The organism is Streptomyces sp. NPDC093085 (assembly GCF_040683935.1).
Taxonomy (GTDB): Bacteria; Actinomycetota; Actinomycetes; order Streptomycetales; family Streptomycetaceae; genus Streptomyces.
Map to the genome: position 1 here is coordinate 22,518 of NZ_JBFBFB010000002.1, position 11,231 is coordinate 33,748.

Genomic DNA, 11,231 nt, shown 5'->3' on the forward strand with positions numbered 1-11,231 from the left:
GGGTCAGAGTTCGAATTTGATGTGGACCAGGTCGCGGACTTCGACGTCCATGCCGGTGCCGCGCAGGTCGAAGTAGGCCTCCCCCACGCCCTGGCCGACGATCTGTAGGGCCCGTTCCTCGTCGCCCGCGTCGCGGGCTGCCAGGAGCCGTTCGGTCTCCGAGGGGGTCAGGTCTTCGTTCAGACGGCGTTCGCGGCCGTCTTCGCTGGTGCCCGCGGAGGGGCTGTAGAAGGTGAAGGTGGCGGTGATGTAGGCGCGCAGGCCCCGGCGGCGCATCGCGTCGTCGGCCTGGCGGGCGAGGCGGGAGCGGAAGCGGGCCGCGACCTCACGGTGTAGCCGGTCGGCGAACTCGGGGGGTGGGTTGCGGCGCTGGCCGCGCAGGTAGCGGCGCACCGTTTCGGGGTGGACTCCGAGGAGCGCGGCAACCCGGGGGGTACTGCGGCCGAGGCGGCGGTGGAGGAAGGCGACCTGTGCCTGCGGGGACTTGGGCATCCCCTTCTGCGGAACGGCTGCGAGGCGGTCGCGTTCGAGGCGGTGGATGTTCCGCAGGGCGTCCAGGACGGGGGTGGCGGGCATTACTTGCCTTCCCATGCGGCGTCGGTGCGGCCGTCCTTGACGCGGCTGGCCGGGTTCTTGTCGAGTGCGGCGACCTGCAGGTACCACTCCATGGACTGCACGCCCTCGGCTTTCACGTGGCCGGGGTTGGGGCCGATGGTGAATCCGCCCTTGTGGCCGGTGAGCCAGCCGATGTCCTCGGTGGGTGAGGCGAAGACGATGCAGTCGGTGTTGACGGCCAGGGGGCGGGCGCCGGTCGCGCGGGCGGTGTTGATGAGCTTGCGGTTCATCACCGCCCGGTAGCGGGCGAGGATGGCTGCGCGGTGGTCGGGGCGCCAGTCGGGCCGGTCCAGGGCCTTCCAGCGGGCATGGGTGCCCTCAGCGCGGCGGCCGTAGTCCTGCGGGCCCTGCCGGTACTTGCCGATCGCACCCTTGATGGTCTGTTTGATCGCCTTGAGGACGAGGAGGTCGGTGACGTGCTCGGCTCGGAACGCCTCGTCGTGGTGCATGCGGTCCATCGCCTGCAGGAACTCCTGCGGGGACAAGGGGGTGCCGTCGTCGTGGCTGACCGCGCCGAGCGCGGTCATGGTCTCCATGTAGGCGGGGAGCAGGTGCTCGTACCAGCCCTTGAGGTAGGGGCCGTTGCCGAACGCCGGCACCGGGCCCGCGTCCGGGCGCCTGTCGTCGTAGCGGTCTGGGTGTGGGGCGATGCCGATCGCGGCCGCTTGTTTGTCGTTGGGCCGCAGGTAGGCCAGGGACGGGTGGGGGGTGTGGCCGAGTTCGGTGGCGAGGGCGAGGGTGTGGGTTTCGTGCCAGGCCGGTCCGGTCGGGCGCACCCCGTCCGGGGTGAAGGGGCTGGGCAGCAGGGGGTCGGTGTCGATGCCGGAGAGGTCCTCCAGCCAGATGCCGGGGATCTTCTTGTCGAAGCGGGGCCGGTCGGCCTTGTAGGGGGCGCAGGTGCCCATGGGGGTGGAGTTGCAGGCGGCGAAGAACGCCATCATCGTGTCCAGGCCGACGACGAACGGCAGTTCGCGCTCCTCGTCGGTAGGTAGACGCCACCATTTGAGGGCCTCTTCCTGCAGGGCCTGGCCAGGGTCCCGCTCGTCGCGGGCGGCGGCCAGCGGGTGGTCTTTGGTCGCCTCCGGCGGCGCGGGGTCCACCGGGAGGTGGAGGGATCCTTCCAGCCACTTGGAGCGGACCTTGCTGGTGCTCGCGTCTCGCCAGGCACGGGTGGACGGGCGCAGGGCGTTCATCAGTTCCTGGCCGGTTACGGCCGTGGAGCTGACGGGGGTCATGACGCGGTCGCTGTAGACGCGCAGGAAGCGGACCACCTCGGGCACCGTGGACGCCGGGCGCCTCGTCTCCGTGTCGACGGGCAGAGGCCAGCCGCCGGTGGTCAGGGCTCCCCAGGGCAGGATCGCCAGCTGTACGGAGCGCCGTCCGCGTTCGACGCGCTGGAAGAGGCGGACCCAGGCGGAGAACCACGGCTTGTTGCCGCGCTGGGGCATCTCCCATCCGTGCTCGGTCAACTCGGTGATGATCGGGTGGTCGACCGGAAGAGCCCTGCTCTCGCCTTCCTCGCGGTCGGGCAGCCCCAGCGCCGCGGCGGCCTCGGTGGTGAGCACGATCAGCGGGTCGCCGTCGCGGCCGCTCGGGTGCAGCCGGGGGGTGCCGAAGGGCCGGTCCGCGGCCCACGTGGCGAGTTCCCTGATGCTGGTGGCGGGGCAGGGGATGGTCTTGCCGCTGGCCAGGTGGGCACGGCGCTGGCCGTCGATGACGGCGAGCGGCCCGTAATCGAAGCCCTTTCCGCCGGACTCCTCGTCCGGCACTGGTTCTCCGTGCTCCGTGAGCATGTCGTCGGCGGCCAGATCCTCCGATCCGGTGCTGCCGGAGGGGTCGGTGACTGGTTCGCTGTCGGCTTCGGCCGGCATAGCGGCACTGGTGGCGAGGACCGTGTCATGGGCGAGAGCGGTGGCCGTGGCAGCCTCTGTGACTGCCTGGGGCCAGCTCCCGGGCCGCCGGCCGTCCTCCGCCCGTGTGACCGTGTCGGACACAGCCACGTCCGCAGCAGTGTGTGGTGGGAGCACCGGCGGAAGCATGTGGGTCTCCCCCGCAGCGTCGGGTGCCTCGTGCGGTGTAGGAGCGCCCGCAGTAGGTGCGGGCGAGGAGGCTTCGGTGATGGGGAACTCGGTGACAGGGGTGGTGTCCTCGCGCAGCAGTCGCTCGGCGATGTGTCCGGGCAGGGGCAGGAAGCGTGCCCGCGGGATGTCGGGTTCGACCGCCACCGATGCCAGGCGGCCCATCCCTCGTTCGGCGATGTCGATCCGGGCCGCTTGGCCCATGCGGGTCAGCGTCAGGGTGACGTCGGCGTCCAGCGCACCCAGCAGCCTGGGGTCGTCGCTGTCGATGACGGCCAGGACCGGCGCCTGGATCTGACGCGCCAGATGTGCGAGGCGGCGTGCGGCGCCGGGCAGCGCGTCTCCGGAGAGGGCGAGGTGTTCGTCGGGCAGGTGCTGCAGCCGGTCCACTACTACCAGGGCGAGCGGTCCGGCTCCCCAGTCCGTGGCGACTTCGCTGATCACGGTCGCGTCCAGGTCCTGGCCGTCATCGATGAGCAGGGTGTCCCTGCGCTCGCGCAGAGCTGCCTGTGCGAGGTGTGCGGCGGCCGCCTCCGGCTCGGGCAGGGTGCCCGAGCGCCACGCGTGGTAGCTGACGCCTGCGTGCGAGGCGATCACTCGGGCCACCACGTCGGTCTGCGACGGGCCCGAGGCGGCGTACAGGACGCTGCGGCCCTCGGTCAGTGCCGTGTGCCGGGCGGCGGCCACCGCGAGCAGGCTTCCGCCGGCGCCGGGGCGTGCTGCGATCAGGGTCAGGCGGCCGGGGCTGATGCCCTGTACGACCGCATCCAGCGCGGGCAGAGCGAAGGACAGACTGGGCATGTCCCTGGCGGAACTCAGGACGTCTGCTGCTGCCGTCAGGGGGCGCTTGCCCTGCATGCGGGTGGGTGTGTGCGGGGCGGGGGGTGTGCTGGGGCCGGGCAGCAGCACCGCCACCGGGCGGCCGTAGCGGGTCAGTACCTGGGGGGTTCCGTTCGCGGCGTCGCCCACCAGATCGCCGAGTTTGTTGCGTGCTTCGCTCACCGGGGTTTCCGCCCAGGCCTGGGGTGTGGCGGCCGTTGCGCTGAGCCAGTCCAGCGGCGCGAGGACCGCCAGCTCATCCTGGCGGGACAGAGTGACTGCATGGCCTTCCTTGGCCTGCCCCACCAGCTCGGACCACTCGCTGCGTGCCTGGTGGACGCCGACGGATCGAGCAGTGGGCGGCTCGCTTGATGCATTTGGAGTTTCAGGAGTAGTCACGTCGGCCTCACCCGGGTCATTTTGCATCACACAGCATCAGAATCGTAATGCATGGAGAGAAGTTGCGGACAACTCCCCTTTTTATCAGCAAGTTGACCACAGGAGTTGACGGTACGAACCGTAATGGGTGCTCTGGCGGAGTCTGCCGTTCCGGGGTCTGGCGGGAGTCTGCGGCAAGCCGTCCGGAGTCCCGGTTCAGGAGATGCACGTGGCCGGTCCGCCGGCTCACTTCGCCGGTCTCCCAGGACGTCATCGAAAGCGTCGGACCGAACAGTGACTCGCCAAGAACAGCGCCGGAGCCTTCCGTCCGGGTCCCGACGGGAGGCGCGTGCCGTTTGCCCCGTCGTACGAGCCTGCTTCCCCGGACTCGCGCGACGGGGCAAACGGGTCGGTTGATCCGTTTCATTCCCGGCTGATCGGCATGCTCCGCGACCCGCACGTACCGTTGGTTCGGCACGTCGGCGTATCACACCGCCCTCTCCGCGTCGACGCAGACGCAGATGCCGTCCGGCGCTGCGCCGTCCAGGCGCGCCCACCCCCGCTGCCCGGACGGGCTGCCGTCGGCTCCGACGGCGAACGTCACGAGTCCGCCACGGTGACCGTCGAGCTGTCCTGGGGGTCACCGCCGTCCCGTTGGGGAAGGCGAAGCCGCCCGCGACCTCGCGCACCGTCCCGTCCGCTGTGACCAGCGTGACCGATCCGGGCTGGAGCTCCTCCCCGGCCATCGGCCGGTTCATCTCCGTAGACCCGACCCTCTCGGCCATGTGGCCCGGCGGTGTGGGATGCGCCAATGAGCTTGCGCCCTGGTCGACGGCCGTGGGCCGGGGCGTTCCCTTGGTGCTGTACTGCCCGTTCTTTGCCTGGCATCGAACGGCTCGCATGGCGATCCTGGTTTCACCTGAGGTATTCATGGCCTCCCGTCTGGGTGGTCGTTGATCCAGCTCAGGCCGCCGATGTCGAGGTTCCTGCGTGCGCGGGTGACGGCGACGTAGGCGAGGCGGGCTTCGCTGGAGTCGATGGGCCCTGGGATGGGACAGCCGTTGCTGTCCTGCTGGTCGGTGTCCTTGGGTGGGGGAAAGTCGTCGGCGATTTGCACGCGGGCCCATTCGCGGCCTTTGGCCTTGTGGGCGGTGGAGACGGTGACCTGGGCGTGCTCTTCCGTGGTGAGGTGGTCGACGGCGGTGAGGATGGCGTCGGTTCCGTGGGTGTCGACGAGGTCGACGAGGGGTTGCAGGTCACGGCCGGAGGGGTCGTGGGCGGCGTAGTCCTGGACGGTTCCCCAGGTAGGGAAGAGGACGAGTTCGGGGTGGCTGGTGCGGCGTCCGTCTTTGAGGTCGCGGGCAGCGAATGCGAGGGAGCGCAGGCTCTCTCCTCCCCCGACAAGAGCGACTCGGGTGCCGGCGGCGAGAAGGTTCATGACGTGTTTCATGGCGCCGACGTTGGTGCGGCACAGGATGGCGTCTGGGTGGGCGAGGGGACCGAGTTCGGTGGGCATTGTGTCGGTTCCGGTCAGGCGGATGGGGGCTTCGGCGAGGGTGAGCCAGCGGTTGGCTTCGTCGGCGAGGGCGGGGCCGAAGCGGAAGGAGCGGGAGAGGGTCAGGTGGGTTCCGTCGAAGCCGGTCATGACGTCTTTGGCACCGCGCCACTGGTAGATGGCCTGGGCGGAGTCGCCGACGAGGACGAGCTGGGTGTGGTCGCGTTGGTTGTTGAAGATGTGCTCGACGACGGGATTGGTGTCCTGGGCTTCGTCGAGGAGGAGGAAGTCTGCGGGGATCCTGGGGTTGGTCAGTGACCACATTTTGAGGACGTGGTCCGGGTCGAAGCGGACCGCGCCGGTGTCGGGGTTCTGCAGGTCGGCCCAGGCTTTGTTGGCATAGGGCAGGACGAGGTCGGCGAGTCCGCGGTGGTGTTCGGGGGTGTCGAGGCCGCGCAGCGGTGGAACGTGGCGGCGGGTGAGGGTGGTGTCCGCGGAGTGGCAGAAGCGGGTCACGGTCCGCAGGACGGTGTTGGACAGCGTGGTGGGCATGAGGGTGTGGCCGGCAATGCGGGTCGGTTTGGTGATGCCGAGGTCTTGTCCGGTTTTCCAGGCGGGTCGGCGGGGTGCGCCGAGGCGGTGTGCGTAGCGGTGGCCGAGTGCCGCGTAGGCGAGTGAGTGGGCGGTTTTGCAGGTGACTGTGGGTGGGAAGCGGGTGGAAGCTTCCTGGGCGATGGCACGGTTGTAGGCGAGGTAGCGGCCGCGGCGGCCAGTGCTGTGAGCGAGGAAGGCGAGGGTGGAGGTCTTTCCAGTGCCGGCGCCAGCCTGGAGGGCCATGTGGTCTCCGGCGTGGAAGCGGTCGGCTGCTTGGGTCTGTTCGTCGGTGGGCGTGAACAACGTGAGGGTGCTCCGGATCGGGTAGTGGCACTCGGGCAGGCGGGGGTTCGGCGGCTGGTTGGTGGGGCGGTGCGGCTCAGCTGCGTCGTCGGCTGGCTGGTGGCAGCCGGGTGGCCAGGTGGGCGTGGTGCAGGAGCGGGTCGAGGGGCTCCCAGTCGGCGAGGGCGAGGTCGGGCGCGGCGCTGATGGTCGCGTGCGTGGGGCAGCGTTGTGTGCGCCAGCGGGCCTGCTCGCTGTAGGTGAGGTGGCCGAGGTCGTAGACGGCGATGTCGGATACGGGCAGGGCGAGTTGTCGGGTGCCGCGGCGGTGTGGGGTGGCCGGCATGAGGGTCCAGCGTCCTGGGGTGGTGCCGGGGGCGAGGACGGGGTTGTTGCAGCGGGTGCGGCGTACGGTCTGGGCGACACACCGAATGCCGTCGATGGGGATGGCGGCGATGTACCGGCCGTAGAGGAGCTGGACGACGGGGCGCGCGGGTGTGCACGGGTCATCGTGGCGAGGTTCGGTCTCGGGGCGGGGGCCGGGGCTGAGGAGGCCGGCGTCGATGAGGCGGCGGGTGTTGAGCGCGAGGCGTCGTCTGATGTCGCTCAGGGCGGGTGGAAGCGCGCTGGAGATGGTGCGGGCCGGACACAGGGTGAGGTGTGCAAGGTGGCACCAGGGGCTGCCGTCGCCCGCGGGGTGGGCGATGCCGGAGGCGAGGTGCCAGCGGTGCGGCTCGGGGACGATGGCGGTCGGCAGTTCGAAGGGGTGGAGCGGGATGGCCCGTCGGTTGCTGGTGGTGTGCCAGTTGATCGGGTTGCCGCAGCCGTGACAGTGGGCGGGCTGGGCGCTGCGGAGCAGGCAACTGGGGCTGTCGTGAGCGACAGTCAGGGAGCGCACGCGGCCATGGGACTTGGGGGTACCGCCCCAGCCGCGACCCGTGGTGTGGGTGGAGTGCATGGGCGTGAAGCTTCCAGGTGACACGCTGGGAATGCAGTGTCTGGTGCCGCAGGTTCGCCCGACCAGCCCAAAAGTTGGGAACGCGCGCCCGATGTGTCGGGATTTCGTTCGAGGCAGGTGACCGGTTCGGGTGTTCCTGGACAGCAGGGGCTCGCGCTACCCGGCGGCGCCCGGAGGCTCGTGGTTCTCACATAGAGCGGCGAAGAGGCCGACGCAGGGGACACCGAAGGCGTGACCGAGGGCGCGCCAGGTGTCGAGTGATCCGATGGTGCGGCCTTGCTCGATTTCGATGAGTGTGCGCCTGGATTTGCCGGTCCGTTCGGCGAGGTCGTCATAGGACCAGCCGCGCTCGCCCCTCAGCTGCGCGAGCCGAAGGCGGAGCGCTTCGAAGTTCGGCTCGGGCGGCAAGATCGTCACCCGACCATCCGACGGCGCAGGCACCAGCTCTGTCAGTGCAGACCTCTGCCCTACTTGACGGGCCGAGGAGTGGCGGCTTGACGGGCCGAGGAGTGGCGGCGAAGGGCAGATGTCTGCACTACGGTGTGCGGCCGTCACCCCCTCCCCGGCAAGGCCCCTCCAGCCCGAACGGGGCGGGGACGGAGAAGAGTCGAGGGAGCCGATGAGGCTGTGCAACATGCGCGCTTCCGTGCCGCGTACATGGGTGGTCGAGTTGCGCCCCCTCCCCCAGGGGCCGCTCCTCATCTGCCCCCAGTGCCCCTCGGGGTCGCGAGCACTGCAGGGACGGTCAGCTCGAGCCGTCGCCCTGGCGCACCTGGCGCAGCACGCCCGCGCCTGCCCCCTCCCCGAGCACCTGCGGACGTGCCAGTGTCATGAACGAGGCTGCCACTGGCATCCACGCCACCGTGGCTGCGCCGGCCCGGTCCTCCTGGTCCTCGCCCGCGGACACGGCGGTCGGCTGTGGCGGCTGACTGACGCATGCGCGGCCTGCGCACACGCCATGGCGGACGCCTCGGTCGTGCCGGAGACCAGGCTCGCGCGTCCTTCTCCGCTCCCCCGCCGCGTTTCGGCGCGTCATCGCCGGCCGCACGACGCCGATGCCAGTGCCCTGCTGGCCGGGCAGATGCTCAGTTATCTGGCCGCGTCCCCTTCCTGTCCGCACCACGCCTGAGGCACGGCTCCTCGCTCTCCAGGCCGTTCTGCGCGCCGCTCTCTCCAGCGACGTCCGCCTGCGCAAAGGGCTCGTCCACGGCATGGGCCACGGCCCCATGGAGGAGGCATGGGAGGAACTCGCCAGCAGCCGGTTCATCGCCCCCGGTCTTTCCGCCGACTCGCTCCTCACGGGCCGGCTCACCGACCCGGTGAGCGGCATGCCGGGCTCCACCGTTCGCCGACAGGCCGCCGACTGGGCTCTGCGCTCGGCACGTCAGGCCCGTGCCCGCGGGCTCGGGCCGACGGGACAACTCCTGGCGGTGGGACTGCACGCGCTCACCGGTCCGCCTCGATGTGACGGCTCTGCCGACACCGGACACGTGGCTCGCCTCTGCGGGCTCACAGCGAGCGGACTGCTGCGAGAACTCGATGACCTTGTCGCGGCAGGGACGCTGACACGCTGGGCGCCCGCCGACGCGGAAGAGGAGATCACCTGGAAACTGGGGTGAGCCGTTCCACTCACCCCTCACCGGGCAACGCAGGGTGCCGCGGCCGGGGTGCAGGTGGCGCGTACGGCACGTCGGGCAACGCAGCAGGTCGAGAGACAGATCGAGGGCAGGGGGGAAGCGACACAGGCACGAGGCACTCCAGGCAAGGGGGTGAGGGGAAGAGACCGTGCCTGCACGCGCACCCAGAACGGCCTGCCCGCGTCTGGGAATGCGGCTACGCCGTCGACGACATGGAGGACGAACTCGGCATCCGCTGTGTGGCCCCCGCATTCGTCCACAGCGGGGCCGTCGTCATCGCGATCAGCGTCTCCGGCCCTGTCTTCCGAGTGACGCCTGACCATCTCGCGGAGTTATCGGAAGCCGTTCATCGAAACGGCCCAGTCCTTCGCCGACCGCCTGGGCGGAATCGCTCCGCCATCGCGGTAGGGCGCCGATATCAGATGTCCGCGAAAGGCCTGCTGTGGACCTCAGCGAGGTTCATGCCGCCGCGGTAACCGCCACTGGACTGAGGAACACCAGGGAGACGGCCTTCCCGTCCTCGGTGCCCTGAACAAACCAGCGCTCCGCAAGAGCTTCGACCAGCTGCAGACCGCGACCATTCTGCTCTGTCGGACCGGGTGTCCTGGCACGCATGGCGCCGGCATCGGACTCAGAGTCACACACCTGCAGCAGGGTGCGGTCCTGGAAGATCTCCACGATCAGCCGCAGGGGGCCGGAGGCGTGCTACACAGCGTTAACGAAAATTCGTTTACCGCCAGCACCATGTCATCGACCTGCTCGGCCGGATATGAGGCCATGGCGTTGCGGATCGCTTCGCGGGCCACGTTGGTCGGCCGGGCACAGTGCGGTGATCTTGTCGCGGCTGCTGCGGATGGGGGCGGTGGCCTTGTGGGGTACGCCGGCGGCGCTGGCGTGGACGAGGGATTCTTTCTCGTCGGCGAGGTAGCGGCCGAGCCATGCGCAGGCCACGGGTTCGGTCCCGACGGCAGCGAAGCAGGTGAGCAGGCCCGCGCGGATCGGCTCGGGATGTGCTTCCGCGTGGCTCGTCTCCCGTGGCAACGGGCCTACGTCGGGGCGTGGATGGTGTGCTGGGCCAGATGGGCGAGGAGGGTGTGGTGGGCCTCCCAGCCGTCAGGGGCCTTGGCGGGTGTGGGGTGTACAGGGTCGTTGGAGGGGTGGGCGTCGAGGAGTTCGAAGATGCCTGCCCGGGTCACGATGATGCAGGCGTGACGGTGGCGTGTGGTGAGAACGCACAGGCGACCGGCGTCCAGGTGGAAGGCTGAGGCGTTGCTGCGGCCGGAGAGGGGGTGCAGGACGATGGTGACTGTGCGTTCGCAGCCTTGGAGCCGGTTGGCGGTGTCGATGGTGATGCCGTGCAGCAGGGGGTAGTGGCGGGCGAGGAGTGCGCGGAGGTGGCCGACCTGGACGCGGTGGGTGGCGCCGATGGCGATGTCTTTGGGGCGCAGTTTGTGTCCCCCGGGGTTTTGCTCGCAGGTGGCTGTGGCGCCTCGGATCAGCAGTCGTTCGGCGATGCGGAGGGCTGCGTGGAAGGCTTCGCTGTCGAGATGGTGAGTGGTGCGTGCTGGTAGTTCGAACAGTGCCCATCCGGTGCGGGCGGCGTGCTCAATAACGTGGTCGGTGGCAAGGCGTATTCCGGCGTTGAGGTACGTGAGGGTTCTGTCCGGTGCGTTGCTTCCGGCTTGGAAGGGTGTGAGGGGGTAGAAGGCCTCGCTGATGAGGGGGATGGCTGAGGCCGGCAGGCGCCAGGACACCGGCAGGGAGCGGACGGGCAGGTCGGGGTTGTTGGCGAGTGCGACGGCGACTGCGCTGCTCATAGGGTCGTGGGTCATGTCTGCGAATTGGTCGGTTTCGGCAGTGGAGAAGGGGTCGAGCTGTCCGGGATCTCCGACGAAGAGTGCCTGGTCGAAGAGGTGAGCGGTTCTCAGGAGGGTGTCGGAGCGCATCTGGTAGGCCTCGTCGATGACCCCCCATGGCCATCGCCGGTCGGTGACCGTGGCCCATTTCATGGCCGTTCCCACGATGACGTCTGCGGTTCGTTCGAGATCTTCGATGCGGGTGCCGACACGGATGCCGGTGTGAGCCTGCAGGTCGTGGGGGGCCGCGTTGTCGACTCCGGTGAACCGGGCGATTCGAAGGTGCGGGTGGTCGTCGGTGAGCCGCTGCACGAGATGGTCGGCCTGATTATTGGTCTGGGCGATGACGGGGCAGGGGCCGCTGGACCTGGCGAGCGTGGCGGCGGCCTGGGCGACCAGGGTGGTTTTTCCGGCGCCGGGTGGGGCTTTTACGACGAGCCCGTGGTGGGTGAGTGTGGGCAGTTGTTCCAGGACGGCGCGGGTGGCGTTGTCTGTCTGCTGCTGTGCAGACGGCATGCG

The 11,231-nt window shown here is 69.7% G+C and carries 9 protein-coding genes and 1 pseudogene; 2 read left to right on the forward strand and 8 right to left on the reverse strand.

Annotated features, from left to right (window positions below; genetic code table 11):
* Window positions 1–3: 3 nt before the first annotated feature.
* From AB0O07_RS06820 to AB0O07_RS06840, 5 genes are all read right to left on the reverse strand, one after another.
* A complete protein-coding gene (locus AB0O07_RS06820; RefSeq protein WP_365628121.1) occupies window positions 4–591 on the reverse strand; it encodes an XRE family transcriptional regulator in 588 nt (195 codons plus the stop codon).
* Window positions 576–3,911, reverse strand: coding sequence for a type II toxin-antitoxin system prevent-host-death family antitoxin (locus AB0O07_RS06825; protein ID WP_365628124.1), 3,336 nt, complete (start codon window positions 3,909–3,911; stop codon window positions 576–578). Before AB0O07_RS06825 ends, AB0O07_RS06820 begins: the two co-directional genes overlap by 16 nt.
* A gap of 907 nt (window positions 3,912–4,818) precedes the next feature.
* The gene (locus tag AB0O07_RS06830; protein WP_365628127.1) at window positions 4,819–6,282 is read right to left on the reverse strand and encodes a UvrD-helicase domain-containing protein; all 1,464 of its coding nucleotides are present in this window, start codon (window positions 6,280–6,282) and stop codon (window positions 4,819–4,821) included.
* Window positions 6,283–6,358: 76 nt separating this feature from the next.
* Complete coding sequence (locus AB0O07_RS06835) at window positions 6,359–7,159, reverse strand: DUF6083 domain-containing protein (protein ID WP_365628130.1); 801 nt, start codon at window positions 7,157–7,159, stop codon at window positions 6,359–6,361.
* Window positions 7,160–7,375: 216 nt separating this feature from the next.
* Window positions 7,376–7,636 carry a helix-turn-helix transcriptional regulator gene (locus AB0O07_RS06840; RefSeq protein WP_365628132.1) on the reverse strand — a complete coding sequence of 87 codons (261 nt, stop codon included), beginning with the start codon at window positions 7,634–7,636 and terminating at the stop codon, window positions 7,376–7,378.
* 794 nt (window positions 7,637–8,430) lie between these two features.
* Between AB0O07_RS06840 and AB0O07_RS06845 the strand changes: the two genes are divergently transcribed.
* Window positions 8,431–8,838: a hypothetical protein gene (locus tag AB0O07_RS06845; RefSeq protein ID WP_365628135.1), complete on the forward strand. Its 408-nt coding sequence runs from the start codon at window positions 8,431–8,433 to the stop codon at window positions 8,836–8,838.
* A gap of 21 nt (window positions 8,839–8,859) precedes the next feature.
* Here the strand turns inward: AB0O07_RS06845 and AB0O07_RS06850 are convergent.
* Window positions 8,860–8,964: pseudogene (locus AB0O07_RS06850) on the reverse strand (methyltransferase type 11); the annotation flags it as partial.
* Window positions 8,965–9,008: 44 nt separating this feature from the next.
* Between AB0O07_RS06850 and AB0O07_RS06855 the strand changes: the two are divergent.
* Window positions 9,009–9,332, forward strand: coding sequence for an IclR family transcriptional regulator C-terminal domain-containing protein (locus AB0O07_RS06855; RefSeq protein WP_365630225.1), 324 nt, complete (start codon window positions 9,009–9,011; stop codon window positions 9,330–9,332).
* Here the strand turns inward: AB0O07_RS06855 and AB0O07_RS06860 are convergent.
* Both AB0O07_RS06860 and AB0O07_RS06865 read right to left on the reverse strand, forming a co-directional pair.
* A complete protein-coding gene (locus AB0O07_RS06860; RefSeq protein ID WP_365628138.1) occupies window positions 9,316–9,534 on the reverse strand; it encodes a hypothetical protein in 219 nt (72 codons plus the stop codon). The genes AB0O07_RS06855 and AB0O07_RS06860 overlap by 17 nt on opposite strands.
* A gap of 368 nt (window positions 9,535–9,902) precedes the next feature.
* The gene (locus tag AB0O07_RS06865; RefSeq protein WP_365628141.1) at window positions 9,903–11,228 is read right to left on the reverse strand and encodes an AAA family ATPase; all 1,326 of its coding nucleotides are present in this window, start codon (window positions 11,226–11,228) and stop codon (window positions 9,903–9,905) included.
* Window positions 11,229–11,231 lie beyond the last annotated feature (3 nt).

Bases quoted from the DNA above. Each gene is read 5' to 3' on its own strand.
- AB0O07_RS06820 (WP_365628121.1), bottom strand. From the start codon at position 591: ATGGGAAGGCAAGTAATGCCCGCCACCCCCGTCCTGGACGCCCTGCGG.
- AB0O07_RS06845 (WP_365628135.1), top strand. From the start codon at position 8,431: ATGGGCCACGGCCCCATGGAGGAGGCATGGGAGGAACTCGCCAGCAGC.
- AB0O07_RS06865 (WP_365628141.1), bottom strand. From the start codon at position 11,228: ATGCCGTCTGCACAGCAGCAGACAGACAACGCCACCCGCGCCGTCCTG.